Source organism: Ralstonia chuxiongensis (genome assembly GCF_024158925.1).
Classification (GTDB): domain Bacteria; phylum Pseudomonadota; class Gammaproteobacteria; order Burkholderiales; family Burkholderiaceae; genus Ralstonia; species Ralstonia chuxiongensis.
In genome coordinates this window covers 676154-696543 of sequence record NZ_JAMYWC010000003.1, presented here as the reverse complement: position 1 = coordinate 696543, position 20390 = coordinate 676154, and the positions used below count along the sequence as shown (strand labels likewise).

Below are 20390 nucleotides of genomic sequence, written 5' to 3'. Positions count from 1 at the left end.
CGAGGCCCACGCACCATGTCATCGCAGAAAACCGAGCCACGGCTGGCAACCCGAGTCGCAACACGCCTCGTCAAGGGTGGCACATCGCCCGCCTTTGAAGGCGGCCGAGCCGTCAACCCGCCCGTCGTGCGCGCCTCCACCGTGTTGTTCGAGTCGATGGACGAGATGAACGACGCGCGCCGCCGTCGCGGCACCGAACGCATGTTTACCTACGGCGCGCGCGGCAACCCGACGGGCTTTGCGCTGGAAGACGTTGTCGCGCAACTCGAAGGCGGCTATCGCACGCGGCTCTTCCCGACTGGCCTGGCCGCCATTTCGATGGTTTTCCTGGCCTTCGCCCGCCCAGGGGATCACGTATTGATTGCCGATTGCGTCTACCAGCCGCTGCGTCATTTCGTCGATACGTTCCTGCGCCCCTGGGGCGTGGAGGTGACGTATTTCTGCGCCGACGGCAGCGATGTCGCACAGCAGATCAAACCGACGACCAAGCTCGTCTACGTGGAATGCCCCGGCTCGCTCGTCTATGAGATGTGCGATCTGCCCGCGCTGGCTGAGATTGCGCATCGCCATGGGGCCCTGGTCATCGCCGACAACACGTGGGGCTCGGGTCTGCAATACCGCCCGCTCACACTGGGTGCCGACGTATCGATCATGGCGGCAACCAAGTATCTGAGCGGCCACTCCGACGTGATGATGGGCACGGTGACCACCACACAGGCGTGCTGGCAAACGCTCGCCACGATGAGCGACGCCCAAGGCGTGGCTGTCAGCCCCGACGATGCCTACCTCGTGCTGCGCGGCACGCGCACGCTGGCCGCGCGCCTTGCCATGCACGAACGCAACGCGCTTGAGATTGCGCGCTGGCTTGTGGCGCGCCCGGAAGTGGCACGTGTCTTTTGCCCCGCGCTTCCCGAAGACCGCGGCCACGCATTGTGGAAACGCGACTGCAGCGGCACCAACGGACTGGTCTCGTTCGAATTCGCCCAAGCAGATGCGCAAACCGCCGGGCGCTTCGTCGATGCCCTCACGCTGTTTGGCATCGGCGCCTCATGGGGCGGCTTTGAGAGTCTTGCGACGGTCAGCAATGTGGCGGGCACGCGCACCTGCACGGATTGGTCCCGAACGGGTCCGATCGTGCGCCTGCATATCGGGCTGGAAGACCCGCAAGACCTGATCGACGATCTGGCACAAGCCTTCGCGCGCATCCAGACGTAACGCCACCGGCATCGCCGGACGAAAAAAAACGCCCCGAAATATCGGGGCGTCGTTTTGGCAGACCGACTGGCGATCAGACCGCTTCTTCACGCGATGCGCGCTTGCGCTCGTGTTCCTTCAGGTGACGCTTGCGCAGGCGGATGCTCTTCGGCGTGACTTCCACCAGCTCGTCGTCGGCGATGAATTCCACCGCGTATTCCAGCGACATCTGAATCGGCGGCACCAGGCGCACAGCTTCATCGGTGCCCGACGCACGCACGTTGGTCAGCTGCTTGCCCTTGATCGGGTTGACGACCAGGTCGTTGTCACGGCTGTGGATGCCGATGATCATGCCTTCGTAAAGTGCATCGCCAGGCGACACGAACATGCGGCCGCGATCCTGCAGCTTCCACAGCGCGTAGGCCACGGCAGCGCCGTCGTCCTGCGAGATCAGCACACCGTTATGGCGCTCGCCCAGGTCGCCTTCCTTGACCGGTGAGTAGTCGTCGAAAATGTGGCTGATCAGGCCGGTGCCGCGCGTCAGCGTCAGGAATTCACCCTGGAAGCCGATCAGGCCACGGGCCGGAATGCGGTATTCCAGACGCGTACGGCCCTTGCCGTCCGACGCCATGTCGAGCAGCTCGCCCTTGCGGCGGCCCAGCTCTTCCATCACACCGCCCTGGTGGCCGTCTTCCACGTCCACGGTGAGACGCTCAAACGGCTCGCACTTCACACCGTCGATTTCCTTGAACACCACGCGCGGGCGCGACACGGCCAGCTCGTAGCCTTCACGGCGCATGTTTTCCACCAGAATCGTCAGGTGCAGTTCGCCACGGCCCGACACTTCGAAGATCGTGTCGTCGCCGGTGTCTTTCACGCGCAGGGCCACGTTGGACTTCAGCTCGCGGTCCAGACGATCGCGCAGTTGGCGGCTCGTCACGAACTTGCCTTCGCGGCCAGCCAGCGGCGAGGTGTTGACGCAGAAGTTCATCGTCAGCGTCGGCTCGTCCACCTTCAGCATCGGCAGGGCTTCCTGGGCGTCCGGAGCGCACACGGTGCAACCGATGCCCAGTTCTTCAATACCGTTGATCAGCACGATGTCGCCGGCTTCGGCTTCCTGCACCAGCTCGCGCTCCAGGCCGCGGAACTTCAGCACCTGGTTGATACGGCCCTTGATGGGGTTGCCTTCCGGACCGAACTTCACCACCACGTCCTGCAGCGGACGCACGCGGCCACGCGTAATGCGGCCCACGCCGATCTTGCCCACGTAGCTCGAGTAGTCCAGCGAGATGATCTGCAGCTGGAGCGGGCCGTTCGGGTCGTCGTTACGCTGCGGCACCTTGTCGAGAATGGTCTCGAACAGCGGCTTCATGTCGCCTTCGCGCACATCGTCGGTCAGGCCCGCGTAACCGTTCAGGCCCGAGGCGTACACCACCGGGAAGTCGAGTTGGTCGTCGTTGGCGCCCAGCTTGTCGAACAGGTCGAAGGTCTGGTTGATCACCCACTCCGGACGCGCACCCGGGCGGTCCACCTTGTTGATCACGACGATCGGCTTCAGGCCCAGGGCCAGCGCCTTGCGCGTCACAAAACGCGTTTGCGGCATCGGGCCTTCCACGGCATCCACCAGCAGCAGCACGCCGTCGACCATCGACAGCACACGCTCCACTTCACCACCGAAGTCGGCGTGCCCCGGCGTGTCGACGATGTTGATGTGCGTGCCGTTGTATTCGACCGCGCAGTTCTTGGCCAGGATCGTGATGCCGCGCTCTTTTTCGATGTCGTTCGAATCCATCACGCGCTCGGCGATCTGCTCGTTCTCGCGGAACGTGCCGGCTTGGCGAAGGAGCTGGTCGACCAGAGTGGTTTTGCCGTGGTCAACGTGGGCAATGATGGCGATGTTGCGAAGCGCGCGCATGGGATGTGAACTCGAAAAGACGTGATACGAGCCCGGGACAGCACCCAAATTCAGCTCGCGGAATAACCTGACATTCTAGCATGCTGCGATGCGCAAGACATGACACTCCTTGACGAATCGATGAAGGAGCATAGTTCGAGTGCATCATAGATCACCAATTATTTCTAAAAATGGAATCGCACATTCAGTACCTTGCTGTTTGCTGCGCCGATTCGTATATTTGTCCGGACAATGATTGTGCATACATAAGATGTCCGAACAAACAAGACCCGCCACCGAAGTTGCTGCCGGAACGCTCTTCCGGGTGGAGGACTACCGCATGTGCGAAAGCGTGGGCTACCTCGTCGGGCGCGCCAAGACGGCGCTGTCCATGGCCATCGAGCAGGAAGTTGCCGCGATGGATGTGACGCATTCCCAGGCCAGTTGCCTGGTGCTGCTCGCCAACGGCCGATGCCAAACCGCTACCGATCTGGGCCGCGAATTGAACACCGATATCGGTTCGCTCACGCGCATGCTCAGCCGCATGGAAAAGCGCGGCCTGATCGAGCGCGTGCGCAGCGAGTCCGACCGCCGCGTCGTGCATCTGGAGGTGACGCAAGCCGGCCGTGACTTGGCTGACCGCATGCCAGCCATCTATACGCACGTGCTGAACCGTTTTTTTGCTGGCTTCACGCCGGGCGACGTCGATACGCTGCGCGAACTCCTCAAGCGCATTCTCGACAACGGCGCCGCCACGGAGGGGCACCGCGTGCGCCCCGCCGGCCACTGACGCCGCCCCGCTCGAATTGCATCTGCAGCACCGAACGCTTCCCGCCCCCTTGATCGCTTGACCCATCAAACAACATGAACGCCTTGAATTCCGCCCCTCAGGCACTTTCGCCCCTAAGCCGCGCCGGCAGTCCGCGCGCGCAATGGCCGGCACGCCTGGGTGTGGCGCTTTCCACCGTGACGCTGGCCGTGCTGGCTGGTTGCGCGAACCTCGGCAATTCGCACAGCACGCAGACGCTGACAACGCCGGGCCAGTTGGCGAGCGCGCAATCGTTGCCCTCGCAAGGCGGCCAGTGGCCGTCGCAGAATTGGGTCGATCAGTTCAACGATCCGCAACTGCGCGCGCTGGTGGATGAGGCCATCAAGGACAACCCGAACCTGCAAGTCGCCTTTGCCCGCGTGCGCGCTTCGCGTGCGATGGCCGATGTGGTGCGCGGCAATCTGTATCCGAGCGTCGGTCTCGATGCCGACATGACGCGTCAGCGCCTGTCGGAATACGACATGTTTGAAGGCACGCCACTGGCTGGTCGCTGGTTCACGGAATCGAAGATCCAGCTGGGTGTGAGCTACGACCTGGATTTCTGGGGCAAGAATCGCTCTGCGCTGGAAGCTGCGCTGTCCGATGACAAATCGATGGAAGCGGAAAGCCAGGCTTCGCGTTTGATGCTGTCGACCACGGTGGCACGCACCTACGCCAAGCTGGCCGCGCTCTACGCGCAGCGCGACGTGGCCGAACGTGCAATCGTGCAGCGCAAGGATTTGACCAACCTTGCAGGCCAACGCGTGCGTGCTGGCCTTGATACGCAAGTTGAAACCACGCAGGCCCGCGCCAATGTGGCCGCCGCACAGACGGAACTTGAACAAGTCGACGAGCAGATCGCGCTGGCACGCAACCAGTTGGCCGCGCTGCTGGGCAAGGGCCCCGACCGCGGCCTCTCAATCACGCGCCCGACGCTGCTCGCGCAAACCACGCCCAAGCTGCCGAACAACCTGACCATCGACCTGATCGGCCGTCGCCCGGATCTCGTGGCTGCGCGCTGGCGCGTGGAAGCCGCGTCGAAGGATATCGACGTCGCCAAGGCGCAATTCCTGCCGGATATCAGCCTGACTGCATTCCTGGGGCTGGCTTCGATTGCGCCGGAAAACCTGCTGCTTGGTGCATCGCGTCAGCTCGGTATCGGCCCGGCGCTCAAGCTGCCGATCTTCCAGGGCGGCAAGCTGCGCGCCAACCTGCGCGGCAAGTACGCCAACTATGACGCTGCAGTCGCGAGCTACAACCAGACGCTGACCGAAGCCCTGCACGACACCGCTGACCAGATCACCACGCTGCACAGCATTGACTCGCAGATCGCCATCCAGCGCACCGCCTTGAGCGAAGCTGAGCGCGCCTACAGCCTTGCACGCACGCGCTACAGCGCCGGCCTTGGTACACAACTGGTTGTGCTGAACGCCGAGACTACCGTGCTGCAGCAACGCAAGCTCGCGACCGATCTGCAGGCACGCCGACTCGACGCGCAGATGGCCCTTATCAAGGCCCTCGGCGGCGGCTATACGGCAGAAGACCTCCCCGGCGCCAAGCCCGAGGCCGCCGCATCGCATGGCTGAGCTGTACTGAATTGAACTGAACCGAACGTTCCACCGCATTCTTTCGAGCCAACATCATGAGTGACAACAAGCCCCAAGCCGCACCGTCCGCTGCCCCCGCACCCGCAGCCCCCGCGGCAACGCCCGCCGGCAACGGCAATTCCAACGGAAAGCGCAAGCGCATGCTGACCACGCTGGCCGCCGCACTGGTCGTTGCCGGCGTCGGCTACGGCGTCTACTGGGGCCTGTACGGCCGCTGGTTCGAGTCGACCGACGATGCATACGTGCAAGGCAACGTGGTCCAGGTGACGCCGCAGGTGGCGGGCACCGTGGTCGCCATTCGCGCTGATGACACGCAGCTCGTCACCTCCGGCCAGCCCGTGATTGAGCTGGATCGTGCCGATGCACGCGTCGCGCTGGAGCAGGCTGAAGCCGCACTTGCGCAGACGGTGCGCCAGGTGCGCACGCTGTATTCGAACACCAGCGCGTTCACCGCCACGTTGGCCATGCGCGAAAGCGATCTCGCCAAGGCAAAGGACGACTTGGCACGCCGCAAGCAGATCGCCGGCACGGGCGCCGTGTCGCAAGAAGAAATCTCGCACGCACAAACCGCCGTGCAGGCTGCCCAGTCCGCATTGGAAGCCGCCAAGGAACAACTGCAGGGCAACCGCGTGCTGACCGAACAGACCACGCTGGAGCGTCACCCGAACGTGCTGCAGGCTGCTGCCAAAGTCCGCGAGGCTTACCTGGCCTATGCGCGTACCAGCCTGCCGGCATCGGTCACGGGCTATGTGGCCAAGCGTTCGGTGCAGGTCGGCCAGCGCGTCGCTCCGGGCACGCCGCTGATGGCCATCGTGCCGCTGGACCAGCTCTGGGTGGACGCCAACTTCAAGGAAGTCCAGGTGCGCCACATGCGAGTGGGCCAGCCGGTTGAACTGGTGGCCGACGTGTATGGCAGCAGCGTGACGTATCACGGCAAGGTGGTCGGTTTTTCGGCGGGCACGGGCTCGGCGTTCTCGCTGCTGCCGGCACAGAACGCCACGGGCAACTGGATCAAGGTGGTGCAACGCCTGCCGGTGCGCGTGTCGCTCGACCCGAAGGAACTGAAGGACCACCCGCTGCGCGTAGGCTTGTCGATGGAAGCCAAGGTCGACATCCATGACGAAGGCGGTCAAAGCCTGGCCACCTCCCCGACAGCCTCACCGCTGCAAACGACGGTGTACGACCAGGCCGGAAAAGACGCCGATCAGGTCATTGCCAGCATCATCACAGCCAACGCCGGCCGCGGCGGCGCTACGGCACCGGCCGCCACCAACGTGCCGGCTGCAACGGCTCCGCGCACTTCACAACCCGCACCCAAGGTCTGACGCATGGCAACAGCCGCGCCCAAGCCGCTACAGCCACTGACCGGCGCCAAACTGGCGATCGGTACGGTCGCGCTGTCGCTGGCCACCTTCATGAACGTGCTGGATTCGTCCATCGCCAACGTGTCGATCCCGGCAATTTCGGGCGACCTGGGCGTGGCCCCGAACCAGGGCACGTGGGTCATCACCTCGTTTGCGGTAGCCAACGCCATCTCGGTGCCGCTCACGGGGTGGCTGACGCAGCGTTTCGGGCAGGTGCGCCTGTTCGTCACGTCCATTCTGCTGTTCGTGCTGTCGTCGTGGGCGTGCGGGCTGGCGCCCAACATGGGCATGCTGATCGCGGCCCGGATCATCCAGGGCGCTGTGGCGGGCCCGATGATTCCGCTGTCGCAATCGCTGCTGCTGTCGACATATCCGCCCGCCAAAAGCTCGATGGCATTGGCGCTATGGGGGATGACCACGCTGGTCGCGCCGATCATGGGGCCGATCTTCGGCGGCTGGATCTCAGACAACATGAGCTGGCCGTGGATCTTCTACATCAACATCCCGGTGGGCATCCTGGCTGCGTACGCAACGTGGGTCATCTACAAGGACCGCGAATCGCCGACACGCGCGCTCCCGATCGACAAGATCGGCCTGGCGCTATTGATCCTGTGGGTGGGCTCGCTTCAGTTGATGCTCGATCGCGGCAAGGAACTCGACTGGTTCAACTCGACCGAGGTCGTGGTGCTGACGGTCGTGGCCATCGTGGGTTTCGCGTTCTTCCTGGTGTGGGAGCTCACCGAAGATCACCCCGTCGTGGATCTGACGCTGTTCAAGGGCCGCAACTTCAGCGCGGGGGTCGTTGCGATCTCGGTGGCGTACGGGCTGTTCTTCGGCAACCTCGTGATCCTGCCTCTGTGGCTGCAAACCATCGTCGGCTACACCGCCACGGATGCGGGCCTGATCATGGCGCCGGTGGGCATCTTCGCCATCATCCTGTCGCCCGTGATCGGCAAGAACCTGCCGAAGATGGATGCACGCTGGGTGGCGACCACGGCGTTCATTACCTTCGCGCTGGTGTTCTGGATGCGCTCGCGCTTTACCGTGCAAGTCGACACGTGGACGCTGATGATCCCCACGCTGATCCAGGGCGCCGCCATGGCAATGTTCTTCATCCCGCTCACGTCGATCATCCTCTCGGGCCTGCCGCCCGAGCGGATTCCGGCGGCATCGGGTCTGTCGAACTTCGTGCGGATCATGTTCGGCGGCATCGGTGCATCGATCTCGACCACGGTGTGGGACAACCGCTCAGCCCTGCACCACGCCCAACTGGTCGAGCACGTGAATCCGTACAACCCGGCCTATGCGTCGTCGATCAACCAGTACACGCAGCTTGGCATGCCCAACCTGCAGGCCAATGGCGTGATCGAACGCGTGATCTCGCAGCAAGCCGCAATGTTGGGCGCCAACGATATCTTCTGGATTTCGGCTGTGCTGTTTATCGTGCTGATCGTCTTCATCTGGCTGACCAAGCCGGCGAAGTCGGCGGCCGGTGCGGAAGCGGCAGCCGGTGCGCACTGATCCAAGATCGCGCAACAAAAAAGCCACGCATAGCTGCGTGGCTTTTTTTTGCCGTCGATCGGCTTAAAGATGCACGAGCCGCCCCGGTCGCAGCACACCATCTTGCCAAGTAGCCACTCCGAGCAGCGATGCCGTGGAGCCCGCCCCTATCGCCTCACGCACGCCGTATACGCGTACCTGATCTGCGTTCGGCAACGCCAATCGCAACGGCAAGCGCTGTCCATGCAGGAAGCGGCGGCTCTCTTCCGCATCCAACTCCACACGCGGTAGCGTCTGCAGCAGCGCATCGACTGGGGCCAGCAATGCGGCGCGAGCATCTTCAGCGGCCGCGTCCAGCAATTCGAGCGTCACGGCGCCGTTCAGTGTCAGGTTGCCGACCTGCGTGCGTCGCAGCGCAACCAGATGCCCGCCGCAGCCCAGCGCCTCGCCAATGTCTTCACCCAACGTGCGGATGTACGTTCCCTTGCTGCATGACACGCGCAACGTGATCGTCGGCTCTGCCGACTCCAGATCCGTCGCCAACACATCGATCGCGTGGATCGTTACCCGACGTGCAGCGCGCTCCACGGTCTGACCCGCGCGCGCGTACTCGTACAACGGCTTGCCGTCCTTCTTCAGCGCAGAGTGCATCGGCGGCACTTGGTCGATCTCGCCGACAAAGCGCGCGATGACTACTTGCAGCTGCTCCGGCGTGACCGAAACAGGGCGCTCGCTCAGCACCTCGCCTTCCGCATCTGCGGTACTCGTCTTGATACCAAGACGCACAACGGTTTCGTACGTCTTGTCCGCATCGAGCAAATCCTGCGAAAACTTGGTCGCCTCGCCAAAACACAGCGGTAGCAAGCCCGTCGCCAGCGGATCCAGCGTGCCGGTATGCCCCGCCTTCTTGGCCCACAGCAAGCGCTTGGCGCGGATCAGCGCATCGTTGCTCGACCAGCCGATCGGCTTGTCCAGCAGTAGCACGCCATGCACATCGCGGCGAGGCTGCTTCTGTGGCGTGGTCGCATGTTGCTCACCCATTTCAATCGTCTTTGGCACGCGTGGCGTTGGCCTCATCGATCAGGCGCGACATCTCGATACCGCGTTCGACCGAACCGTCGAAGTGGAAATGCAGTGTAGGCACCGTGTGGATGTGCAGGCGCTTGAACAACAGCGAATGCAGGTAGCCTGCCTTCTCGTTCAGGATGGCGCCGGCGACTTCCGGCTCGGCGCCCAGCACCGTGAAGTAGATCTTGGCGTGCGCATAGTCAGGCGTGAGCGTCACGGATTGCAGCGTCACCAGGCCCATCGCCGGGTTCTTGATTTCGCGCTGGATCAATTCGGCCAGATCACGCTGGATCTGATCGGCGATGCGCACGTTGCGGCCAGCGGCCGATCCCGATTTCTTCGGCATAGAGTGTTCCTCACATGGGCGCCGCCAGCACGCGCTAGTCTGGCCCAAAAGACAAAACGGTGGCGCGGGACGCGCCCGGGCCACCGTCGCAAAGTCGAGCCGGACACCGCAGCGTCCGGCCAACGTATTACAGCGTACGCGCCACCTCGGTGATCTCGTAGACCTCGAGTTGATCGCCTTCCTGAACGTCGTTGAAGTTCTTGATCGACAGGCCGCACTCGAAGCCTTGCTTCACTTCCTTCACATCGTCCTTGAAGCGCTTGAGCGAATCGAGTTCGCCCGAGAAGATGACCACGTTCGCACGCAGCACCCGGACCAGCGAATTGCGCTTGACGAAACCGTCCAGCACCATACAGCCGGCCACTGCACCAACCTTCGGTACGTGGAAGACCTGGCGCACCTCGACAAGGCCCGTCGTCTCTTCGCGCTTCTCCGGCGAGAGCATGCCCGACATCGCCGCCTTCACCTCATCCACAGCGTCATAGATGATGTTGTAGTAGCGGATGTCGATGCCCTGATGCTCGGCCAGCTTGCGTGCGCCCGCATCAGCCCGCGTGTTGAAGCCGATGATGACGGCCTTCGACGCGGTTGCCAGGTTGACGTCCGACTCGGTGATGCCGCCCACGGCCGCGTGCACAACCTGTACGCGCACTTCGTCGGTGGACAGCTTCTGCAGCGAGTGCACCAATGCTTCCTGCGAACCCTGAACGTCTGCCTTGATGATCAGCGGCAGCGACTTCACGTCGCCTTCGCTCATCTGCTCCAGCATGTTTTCCAGCTTGGCGGCCTGTTGGCGCGCCAGCTTCACGTCACGGAACTTGCCTTGGCGGAACAGCGCGATTTCGCGTGCCTTGCGCTCGTCCGGCAACACCAGCACTTCTTCGCCGGCGCCCGGCACTTCCGACAGACCCTGGATTTCCACCGGGATCGACGGACCAGCTTCCTTGGCCGGTTTGCCATTTTCGTCCAGCATGGCGCGCACGCGGCCGTAGGCCGTGCCAGCGAGCACCACGTCGCCGCGCTTGAGCGTACCGCTCTGCACGAGCACCGTAGCGATCGGACCCTTGCCCTTGTCCAACTGCGCTTCCACCACCAGACCCTTGGCCGGCGCATTGACCGGCGCCTTCAGTTCCAGCACTTCAGCCTGCAGCAGCACGTTTTCCAGCAGGCTGTCGATGCCTTCGCCAGTCTTGGCGGACACCGGCACGAACGGCACATCACCGCCGTACTCTTCCGGAATCACGCTCTCAGCCACCAGCTCCTGCTTGACGCGGTCGGGGTTGGCTTCGGGCTTATCAACCTTGGTGATCGCCACCACGATGGGCACCCCGGCCGCCTTCGCGTGGGCGATGGCTTCCTTCGTCTGCGGCATGACGCCGTCGTCGGCAGCCACGACCAGAATCACGATGTCGGTTGCCTTGGCGCCACGTGCACGCATGGCCGTGAAGGCCTCGTGACCCGGGGTGTCGAGGAAGGTGATGACGCCGCGATCGGTTTCAACGTGATACGCGCCGATGTGCTGCGTGATACCGCCGGCTTCGCCTGCCGCAACCTTGGCACGACGGATGTAGTCCAGCAGCGAGGTCTTGCCGTGGTCGACGTGACCCATGACGGTCACGACAGGCGGACGGGTTTCGGCCTCGGCATTCGTCGGCTCTTCCACGCCGCCAATCAGCAGCGCTTCCGGATCGTCAAGCTTGGCGGCGACCGCCTGGTGGCCCATTTCTTCGACCACGATCATCGCGGTCTCTTGGTCTAACACCTGGTTAATCGTGACCATCTGGCCGAGCTTCATCATCTGCTTGATGACTTCGGCAGCCTTGACCGACATCTTGTGCGCCAAATCGGCCACAGAGATGGTTTCCGGCACGTGCACTTCACGCACGACCGGCTCGGTCGGTGCCTGGAAGGCATTGCGGTTGTCGTCCCCATGGCGGTTGCGGCCGCCCTTGGAGCCGGAGCGCCAGCCGTCGGCACCGCCACCGGTATCGCCGCGCGTCTTCAGGCCGCCACGCTTGCCACCACGGTTGTCGTCTTGCCAACCCGCCTTGCCACGACCGCCCTTCTTGTCACCCGTAGGCGAGCTCGGTGCAGCTGCGGCTGGTGCGGGGGCAGCCGGCTTCTTGGCAGCCGCAGCCGGGCGTGCTTCGCCAGCCGGCTTGACCGGCTTGTGCAGCGTGCCCGATTGCTCGGCCTTCTTGACTTCTTCAGCCTTGCGTTCGGCAGGTGTCTTCAGCACACGAGCGGGGGCGCTCATCATCTCGCGGATGGCACGTGCTTCGGCTTCGGCAGCTTCACGGCGCTTGCGCGCACCGTCTTCCTCGGCCTTGATCTTGTCGGCAGCAACGCGCGCTTCGTCAGCGGCCTTCTGCGCCGCTTCGCGTTCACTTGCCAGACGTGCGGCATCTTCCTCGGCCTTACGGCGCGGGGCTTCGTCCGACGCTTCAGCGGCTGCGCGGGCAGCAACGGCTTCCTCTTCCGCCTTCTTGGCAGCAAGTTCAGCCTGGCGTTTCTGCTCGGCTTCCGCTGCTTCCTGGCGGGCGCGTCGCTCAGCTTCCTCGCGCTCCATTGCTTCCTGGCGCGCCTTCAGCTCGGCTTCCTGCTGGGCCAGCAATTCGGCCTGGCGGCGCTGTTCTTCCTCGCGACGCGCAACTTCCTCGGCATCGACCACCGGTACAGCCTCTGTGGCGTCCGATTCAGCCTGTGCCGCGTTCGGCTCATCACGCTTGACCAGCACGCGCTTCTTCTTGACTTCCACTTGCACGGTACGCGTCTTGCCGGTGGCATCCGCTTGGCGGATTTCGCTGGTTTCGCGCTTGGTGATCGTGATCTTCTTGCGCGCGCCATCCTCGGCGCTGCCGTGTGCTCGCTTGAGATAGTCGAGCAGTCGGGTCTTGTCCGATTCGGTGATGACGTCTTCCGGCGTCGCCTTTTGCACGCCCGCGGCTTGCAATTGTTCCAGCAGCGCTGATGCGCTACGGTTCAATTCGCCAGCGAGTTGGGCAACTGTTGTGCTTGCCATTCAAACCCTTTCGATGCTTGGTTTCAGTGAGGATTGCGATAAACGATCAACGCTTATACGACTCACGAAAACCAGTGTTCACGCGCCTTCATGATCAGCGCCTTGGCTTGTTCTTCGTCGACGCCGGTCATCTCGACCAATTCGTCCACGGCCAGCTCGGCCAAGTCGTCACGCGTCTGGATGTTCCCCTCGGCCAGCTTGCCGATCAGCTCCGGGGTCAGCCCCTCGAGGTCGCGCAGGTCTTGCGACACCTTCTCGACCTTTTCTTCCTTCGCCAACTCCATCGTCAGCAACACGTCGCGAGCGCGGTTGCGCAGCTCGTTGACGGTGTCTTCGTCGAACGCTTCGATTTCCAGCATTTCCTGCAGCGGCACGTAGGCCACTTCCTCGAGCGAGCTGAAGCCCTCTTCGATCAGGATGTCGGCAACCTCTTCGTCCACGTCCAGCTTCGCCATGAACAACTGGCGAACGACGGAGCTTTCTTCTGCCTGCTTCTGCGCAGACTCTGCCGGCGTCATGATGTTGATCTGCCAGCCGGTCAACTCCGACGCCAAGCGAACGTTCTGGCCGCTACGGCCGATGGCAACGGCGAGGTTTTCCTCGTCGACCACCACGTCCATGCTGTGCTTTTCCTCGTCTACGACGATGGACTGCACTTGCGCCGGCGCCAACGCACCGATCACAAACTGCGCCGGGTCTTCCGACCACAGCACGATGTCCACAGCCTCGCCGCCAACTTCGTTACGGACAGCTGTCACACGGGTCCCGCGCACGCCGACGCAGGTGCCAATCGGGTCGATACGCTTGTCGTGTGCAACGACCGCGATTTTCGCACGCACGCCAGGATCGCGCGCGGCTGCCTTGATCTCCAGCAGGCCCTGTTCCATTTCCGGCACTTCGTTTTCGAAGAGCTTGATCAGAAACTCAGGGCAAGTGCGCGAAAGCTCGATCTGCGGGCCACGTGCGGTACGGTCGACATTCAGGATGTACGCCCGGACACGGTCGCCCGTACGCAGATTTTCCTTCGGGATCATCTGGTCGCGGGCCAACAGCGCCTCGACGCGGCCGGTTTCAACGATCAGGCCCTTCTTGTCGGCACGCTTGATCGTACCGGTCATGACCTTCTCGCCACGATCCAGATAATCATTCAGGATCTGCTCGCGCTCAGCATCGCGGATGCGCTGCAGGATCACCTGCTTTGCAGCCTGCGCGCCAATGCGGCCGAACTCGACCGACTCAATCTGCTCTTCGACGAAGTCGTCTACATCGAGGTCAGGATTCTGCTCCTTGGCTTCGAACAGCAGAATCTGCTTGTCCGGTTCCTGCAGGCCTGCATCGTCGGGAACGACGAGCCAGCGACGGAAGGTTTCGTGTTCGCCCGACTCACGGTCGATCGCCACGCGCACATCCACGTCTTCTTCAAAGCGCTTCTTGGTCGCCGAAGCCAATGCGGCCTCCAGCGCCCCGAACACCACATCCTTGTCGACGTTTTTTTCGCGCGCAAGCGCATCGACGAGCAACAGAACTTCGCGGCTCATTGCTTGTTCCCTTTGTTTCGATTTCCTTTGAAGTCCAGCACGGGCACCAGCCGGGCGCGGTCGAGTTCCGACAGCGTGAATTCCAGCAGTGCGGGGCCTTCCTTGCCCTCAAACTCAAGGCCGATTCGTTCCTGGCCTGACTCGCCCGTCGGAGCCTGAATGATTCCCGTGAAATTCTTTTGCCCGTCCACTGGCAGGCGCAACGTCACCTTGACCTCAAGGCCGGCGAAGCGCGTGAAGTCGGCCAGCGTGCGCAGCGGGCGGTCCAGCCCGGGCGACGACACTTCCAACCGTTCGTAATTGACGTTTTCAACTTCGAACACGCGCGTGAGCTGATGGCTCACTTTTTCGCAATCTTCAATGACGATGCCGTTCTCTGCCTGATCGATATACACGCGCAGCAGCCCAGCGGGTGCGCGCTCCACTTCCACCAGCTCGTACCCCATGGCGGTGAGGGTTTTCTCAATCAGATCAGTCAGATGCACGTTTTTCCTGAAGAATTTCCCGGTATGGCCAACCTGCGGAAGCAAAAAAAAATGGGCGCAACGCCCATATCATTCGCCCATCTTCTACAGGATGACTTTTGATTAGACTGACATTGTAATACGCTTCCAGGCAAAACGCAAAAATTGCCCAGAAGCCGCCACAAAATGGGGCGTTGCGACGGCTGCCGCACACAACGCCCGCATTTTTTTAGCGCTTACCGCCGCGTTTGCCACCACCGCGCGGCGCCTTGTTGCCGCTCGGGATGCCACCACCACTCTTTCCGGGGCGCTTGCTACCGGGCGCGCGATTGCCATCATGCATACCACCGCCGCCAGCCGCGCCGCCGCGGCCATTCGGGCGCTCACCCATACGGGTGCGCGCTGTCAGCGTGGTCGGACCGCCCACATTGATGTAGCCCATGGACGTTTGCATCGGATCGGGCTGGCGCGGGTTGGTCGGACGGCGCTGCGCGGGCTGCGCGCGATTACCGTTCTCAACGCCCATACCGCGCGACTGGAAGTTAGCTTCCCCCGCAAAACCGGACGACATCGGCCCCATCAGCACCGGCGCAGGCCCACGGCGACGATTGCCCTGGCGGTCTTGCCCACTGCCGGAACTGGCCGTCGGCACCTTCATGCCCAGCGTGCCCATCAGCGTACGCACATCGTCGGCCGACACTTCCTGCCAGCGCCCGCGCTTAAGCCCGCGCGGCAGGACGAAGCTGCCATAGCGCGTACGGATCAGGCGCGACACGGTCAGGTTGACCGCTTCGAACATGCGCCGCACTTCGCGGTTCCGCCCCTCGGTCAGGGCGACGTGGTACCAATGGTTGACACCTTCGCCGCCGCCATCGACGCAGCGCAGGAAGTTGGCTTCGCCGTCCTGAAGTGGGATACCGTGCAGCAGCTTCTGGCGATCGGTTTCCGCCAGCTCACCAAGCGTACGCACTGCGTATTCACGCTCCACGCCATAGCGCGGGTGCATGAACCGATTGGCGATGTCGCCGGACGTCGTGAAAATCAGCAGGCCCTCGGTATTGAAGTCAAGGCGGCCCACAGCGACCCACTTGCCGGTCTTCATGCGCGGCAACGCGTCGAACACGGTCGGACGGCCTTCCGGATCGGACTGGCTCACGATCTCACCGGCCGGCTTGTGATACAGCAGCACGCGCGGCGGCTTGTTCGGCAGCTTGCGCTGGATCAGCTTGCCGTTCACGCGCACCTGATCGGTCGCGAGAATGCGCTGGCCGATATGAGCCGGCAGGCCGTTCACGGAGACGCGACCTTGCAGGATCAGGTCTTCCATGTCGCGGCGCGAGCCAAGCCCGGCATCAGCCAAGATTTTGTGCAGCTTAGGAGCGTCGTCGTCGGAGGTCAGTTCGCGCCCCTTGGGGGGCTGCGATGCGCCTCCGGCGTCAACCTCCGAGTCGTACGCGCCTGAAATCACGTATTGGAAGACGTCTTCGGAGCCCTTGCCGCCCTTCAGCCCCTTGCCCCCGCGATTCTGGGTCTGACCCCCAGCCTTGCCTTGCGGTTTACCGTTGCGGCTCTGCTGCTTGCCACGACCGCCGGCATTCTTGCCGCCAGCACCTTCCGTATGCTCGCCGCGCTCGGCGCGTTCCGCCGGTTGGCCTTCGCCTTGGCGGCGACGGTTCTTGCCGAAACGGCCGCGCGGGCCACGTCGCTCGCCCTGGCTGTCTGCTGGCGCCTGTTCGGCCGGTGCAGCACCCTCTGCGGCAACTACCGCCGGCTCAGCTGTCGCCTCTTTCGGCTTGCGTGCCCGTGGCGCGCGGCTCTTGCGCGGTTGCGCAGGCTGGCCGGCGTCCGCGCCACCCGCCTCAGCGGCTTCACCCTCAGGGCGGCCGTCCTGCTGCTGGCGGCGCGAAGCCACCAGATTGCGCAAGCCGCGGCGCAATCCCTTGCGACGAGGCGCGGCCTCAGTCCCATCACCGCCGTCTTGTCGCGGCGGCTGAGCGTCGGCGTCGGCCGGCATACGTGTATCCATGGAGTCTGACTGGGTGCTCACAACGTCTTCAAAAAATCTAGGGGTTCAGGCCATGCGCCGACTGTGCGGCAGGCATGGCGTTACGAATGTTCATTGGCGGGAGCCACAGGCGGCTCGACCGGTGTTTTGTACTCATCTTCGGATGGAACCTCGGTCGCACTCACCGCTTGCGACTCGGTTTCCAATGCCAGCTCACCACCCGCCGCACCCTCAGTAGACTGCGCCGGCGTTTCAGCGATTACCTCAACGGAAGCCTCGGCAACCGGCAATGCAGCCGATTCCTGCACCGAAGCCTCGGCGCTCCCAGCACCTTCCGGCGCGTCGTTGACGAGCGCCGTCAGCTCTTCCACCGCAATTGCACCGCCTTCAAACTCGATGGCGCCCTGCTCCAGCAAGCTCGCCTGCGCTTGGGCGCGGGCATCTTCAAGCGGCGGCAGTTCGTCCAACGAGCGCAAGCCAAGGTCGTCGAGAAACTGCTTGGTCGTCGCATACAGCGCGGGGCGGCCCGGCACGTCGCGATGACCGATGACCTCGATCCAGCCACGGTCTTCAATCTGCTTGATGACCTGCGTGTTGACCGTCACGCCGCGAATGTCTTCGATATCGCCGCGAGTGACCGGCTGACGATAAGCGATGATCGCCAGCGTTTCCATCACAGCGCGCGAGTACTTGGGCGGCTTTTCCGGGTGCAGCCGATCAAGATACACGCGCATTTCCGGGCGGCTCTGCAAGCGCCAGCCGGAGGCCAGCGCGACCAGTTCGACACCTCGATTCAGCCAATCCTGGCGCAGCTCTTCGAGCAGCACACGGATGGTGTCTGCGGACACATCTTCGTCGAAGAGCTTGCGCAAGTCATTGACTCGCAACGGGTCCTGCGCGCAGATCAGCGCGGTTTCGAGGACGATCTTCGCCTCTTGGGTATTCATCGGGTTGAGCGGCTCGTCATTGCTCGCGCACGGCCAGTCGCCGTCACGCTTGAGGTTTGTCGTCCCACCGCGAAGCACGCGGCATTTCTGAATGCTGTTGCCCGCCCGGGCCCGGCGCGCGAAGGCCAATCATCCAATTGGAGCCTGCACCGAAACGCAGTGGCTGTGCCCGCAAAGTAGGGCCGGAGGAGCGAGTTGATCCGGTGCCGGTCAGGCACCACAAGGGCAATTTCTTCCGCCGCCATGGGGACGGATACTGCGCCGGACGACTACCAAGAAGAACGGCAGCCCGCCCGAATCGACTGTCCAGGGGACTCTACCGCTGGATGGCATCGCTTGGCGCCGCGCTTAGGATTGTTGATTTGCGCGGGTGGCGAATCGAATTGCGGTTGATTGTAGGGCAATTTCCAGCAGCGCCGCAACCGGGAAGATGTCCTAGCCTCCTATCATGGGACGATTGGCAATTTTTGCCTGCCTGAACGCCTACAGCACCAGACAGAATCCGTGTGCGTTAAGCATCTCCGGCAACCAGATTGCGTGAGCCAGCCCCCAGACCCCAAACCCGGCGATGGCGATGCCGGCCGCGCCCCGCGCCCATCGCTGGCGCGACAGCCCACGCAGCCACCCAGCCAGACCAGACATCATCAGCAGGTTGGGCAGCGTACCCGCACCAAAGGCGAGCATGACCACGGCCCCGGAAGCGGCGTTGCCTGCCAACAACGCCACAGCCAATGCGCCGTAGACCATCCCACACGGCACCAGCCCCCACGCCATACCCGTGAGATAGCGGCGCAGTAACGGTGGCTGACGCTGCAGCCTACCGCCCAGCGTGGCGGCGCCTCGAGACAGGCCTCCTGCCACGCGGCCAAGCAAGCGTTCAAGCCACACACTGCGCCACGCATCCCCTGCGGACCGAACAAGCAGCAAAACCCCGTAGGCGACCAGCAATGCGCTAGCGAACGCAAACAAGCCGCGTTGAATCGGCAGCCATTGCTGGCGCCAGACGGTCGCGCCCATGGCACCCATGATTGCGCCCAGCAACGCATAGGTGGTCAGCCGGCCGGCATGCATGACGACCTGTTCAAACCAAAGCCGGCGACGGGACACGATCCGCACCGCCACAGCGCCACGTTCGGCTGCGAGTGCGATACCGCTGCACATCGCCAGACAATGCACACCGCCGAGCAATGCAATCAGGAAAACGCTCACAAGCGCCGCGGCACTCATCTTTCTGACGCTCTTTTGATATGGACCAAGGTTTTTGTCTTACTGTTGCGAACCAAGCGTAATTGACGCGTTTTGCCGCATCGGAAATGTCCGAGGACAAGAAGGTCGCCGTTATAATAAGCTGGCGCTGTAAAACAAGAATTACTCATTTCACCTTCCCGAAATTCGCCCCCGCCCGTGCTCACTCGAATCGCACTTACCGACCAAGCCTCGCGTTGTTCCACCTGTGTACTCGGGCAAATCTGCCTGCCGGTGGGAATGAACTCGGATGACGTGCGCAAGATGGACGATTTGGTCGGCGAGCGCATCCGCATTAAGAAGGGGCAATCGCTCTATTCTCTGGGTGAGCCGCTGGAGGCGGTTTACGGCATTCGTTTCGGCACACTCAAAACCCATCTGACGCTTGAAGACGGTCGGCATCAGATCACAGGGTTCCACCTGCCGGGTGAAATCGTCGGGCTCGATGGCATTGGCGATATGCGCCACGTGTCGGACGCCACCGCGCTTGAAGATACCGAAGTCTGCGTGGTGCGCTACGACGAGTTGCAGCACCTTTCGCGCCGGCTGCCTTCGCTGCAGCATCAGTTCTTGCGCATCATGAGCAAGGAGATTTCGCAGGATCATCTGATGCTGCTCACACTGGGCTCCATGCGTGCGGAAGAGCGTCTCGCAGCATTCTTGCTCAACCTCTCGAAGCGTTCGGCCCAGCGCGGATATTCGTCGACCGAGTTTGTGCTGCGCATGAGCCGCGAAGAACTTGGCAGCTATCTGGGTCTCAAGCTCGAAACCGTCAGCCGCCTGTTCTCGCGCTTTGCCGAAGCGGGTCTCATCCAGATCCGCCAACGCCACGTCAAGCTGATCGACCTGGCCGGCCTGCGCCAGGTCATGAGCGGTCAGGCGGCCTAAGCTGCCTTTCATGGCTCCCGCTCAGACGAGCGGGTGTTCATGCGCTTCCAGCTTGCCAATGCCCGGCGACACATAGAGCGTCAACGCGCTCGACAATGCGCACAGCAACCAGAACACAAAGAAGGACACGGTGTAAACCGCCTGGGCCGACACCGTGATCTGCTCGCCGAAGAAGCGCAGATCGACGGGGTCTACCACCGCGAAGACCACCAGCTCAGCCAGGGCCGCCGACAGAAATGCCGGCCACAGAATCCACATCAGCAGTCGACGCTTCATCGGGCCTCCGTGTGAATGGCATGCGCCGGTGCGCCCGTCGTCTTTTCAACGACCAAACCGCGCCGCACGACGTTGTCATGAATAACAGCATCGGGATGCGATATCGCCAGCCAAATGGTGACGCCGCAGCCGACCATGGCGACGAACGGCCCTGCCATCAGCAGCCACGGCCACGGCTCGCGCCACCAAGGACGGGCCTGTGCGGAAGATTGCGTTGCGTGCAT

17 protein-coding genes are annotated in these 20390 nt (G+C 63.0%); 6 read left to right on the top strand and 11 right to left on the bottom strand.

All coding sequences use genetic code 11. From position 1 onward, the window contains the following. The first annotated feature begins 15 nt into the window (after positions 1 to 15). Complete coding sequence (metC, locus tag NKG59_RS12535; protein WP_253537173.1) at positions 16 to 1215, top strand: cystathionine beta-lyase; 1200 nt, start codon at positions 16 to 18, stop codon at positions 1213 to 1215. A gap of 73 nt (positions 1216 to 1288) precedes the next feature. On the opposite strand, the gene typA is transcribed toward metC, so the two are convergent. Beyond that, on the bottom strand, positions 1289 to 3109 hold the full coding sequence (typA, locus tag NKG59_RS12530; RefSeq protein WP_045204204.1) for a translational GTPase TypA: 1821 nt from the start codon (positions 3107 to 3109) through the stop codon (positions 1289 to 1291). Between the two features lie 250 nt (positions 3110 to 3359). On the opposite strand from typA, the gene NKG59_RS12525 reads away from it, so the two are divergent. From NKG59_RS12525 to NKG59_RS12510, 4 genes are all read left to right on the top strand, one after another. Then, positions 3360 to 3878 (top strand): MarR family winged helix-turn-helix transcriptional regulator, encoded by a 519-nt coding sequence (locus NKG59_RS12525; RefSeq protein ID WP_175537105.1) that lies wholly within the window; start codon positions 3360 to 3362, stop codon positions 3876 to 3878. Positions 3879 to 3952: 74 nt separating this feature from the next. Further along, positions 3953 to 5482: an AdeC/AdeK/OprM family multidrug efflux complex outer membrane factor gene (locus tag NKG59_RS12520; protein WP_253537170.1), complete on the top strand. Its 1530-nt coding sequence runs from the start codon at positions 3953 to 3955 to the stop codon at positions 5480 to 5482. Between the two features lie 56 nt (positions 5483 to 5538). Then, positions 5539 to 6828: an HlyD/EmrA/EmrK family protein gene (locus NKG59_RS12515; RefSeq protein WP_045204206.1), complete on the top strand. Its 1290-nt coding sequence runs from the start codon at positions 5539 to 5541 to the stop codon at positions 6826 to 6828. Between the two features lie 3 nt (positions 6829 to 6831). Next, complete coding sequence (locus tag NKG59_RS12510; RefSeq protein ID WP_253537167.1) at positions 6832 to 8388, top strand: DHA2 family efflux MFS transporter permease subunit; 1557 nt, start codon at positions 6832 to 6834, stop codon at positions 8386 to 8388. Between the two features lie 63 nt (positions 8389 to 8451). On the opposite strand, the gene truB is transcribed toward NKG59_RS12510, so the two are convergent. The 8 genes from truB to NKG59_RS12470 all read right to left on the bottom strand — a co-directional run bounded on the left by truB (position 8452) and on the right by NKG59_RS12470 (position 18984). Further along, entirely contained in the window at positions 8452 to 9408 is a 957-nt protein-coding gene (gene truB, locus NKG59_RS12505) for a tRNA pseudouridine(55) synthase TruB (RefSeq protein WP_253537165.1), read from the bottom strand. Position 9409: 1 nt separating this feature from the next. After that, positions 9410 to 9781: a 30S ribosome-binding factor RbfA gene (gene rbfA, locus NKG59_RS12500; RefSeq protein ID WP_004626422.1), complete on the bottom strand. Its 372-nt coding sequence runs from the start codon at positions 9779 to 9781 to the stop codon at positions 9410 to 9412. Positions 9782 to 9908: 127 nt separating this feature from the next. Then, positions 9909 to 12803, bottom strand: a complete 2895-nt coding sequence (infB, locus tag NKG59_RS12495) for a translation initiation factor IF-2 (protein ID WP_253537163.1) — start codon at positions 12801 to 12803, stop codon at positions 9909 to 9911. Positions 12804 to 12865: 62 nt separating this feature from the next. Then, positions 12866 to 14341: a transcription termination factor NusA gene (gene nusA / locus NKG59_RS12490; RefSeq protein WP_027677577.1), complete on the bottom strand. Its 1476-nt coding sequence runs from the start codon at positions 14339 to 14341 to the stop codon at positions 12866 to 12868. Then, complete coding sequence (rimP, locus tag NKG59_RS12485) at positions 14338 to 14826, bottom strand: ribosome maturation factor RimP (RefSeq protein WP_253537495.1); 489 nt, start codon at positions 14824 to 14826, stop codon at positions 14338 to 14340. The genes nusA and rimP overlap by 4 nt, the downstream gene beginning before the upstream one ends. Positions 14827 to 15034: 208 nt before the next feature. Beyond that, on the bottom strand, positions 15035 to 16819 hold the full coding sequence (locus tag NKG59_RS12480) for a pseudouridine synthase (protein ID WP_253537492.1): 1785 nt from the start codon (positions 16817 to 16819) through the stop codon (positions 15035 to 15037). Between the two features lie 92 nt (positions 16820 to 16911). Next, positions 16912 to 17757 (bottom strand): SMC-Scp complex subunit ScpB, encoded by an 846-nt coding sequence (gene scpB, locus NKG59_RS12475; protein WP_045204666.1) that lies wholly within the window; start codon positions 17755 to 17757, stop codon positions 16912 to 16914. A 483-nt stretch (positions 17758 to 18240) separates the two neighbouring features. Next, complete coding sequence (locus NKG59_RS12470) at positions 18241 to 18984, bottom strand: sulfite exporter TauE/SafE family protein (protein ID WP_253537160.1); 744 nt, start codon at positions 18982 to 18984, stop codon at positions 18241 to 18243. Between the two features lie 177 nt (positions 18985 to 19161). On the opposite strand from NKG59_RS12470, the gene fnr reads away from it, so the two are divergent. Beyond that, positions 19162 to 19890 (top strand): fumarate/nitrate reduction transcriptional regulator Fnr, encoded by a 729-nt coding sequence (gene fnr, locus NKG59_RS12465; protein WP_080633364.1) that lies wholly within the window; start codon positions 19162 to 19164, stop codon positions 19888 to 19890. Between the two features lie 21 nt (positions 19891 to 19911). Here fnr and NKG59_RS12460 read toward each other — a convergent pair whose 3' ends face one another. Together NKG59_RS12460 and NKG59_RS12455 are read right to left on the bottom strand one after the other, a co-directional pair. Next, on the bottom strand, positions 19912 to 20166 hold the full coding sequence (locus tag NKG59_RS12460) for a hypothetical protein (RefSeq protein ID WP_045204213.1): 255 nt from the start codon (positions 20164 to 20166) through the stop codon (positions 19912 to 19914). Further along, on the bottom strand, positions 20163 to 20390 hold the full coding sequence (locus tag NKG59_RS12455) for a FixH family protein (protein WP_253537157.1): 228 nt from the start codon (positions 20388 to 20390) through the stop codon (positions 20163 to 20165). Before NKG59_RS12455 ends, NKG59_RS12460 begins: the two co-directional genes overlap by 4 nt.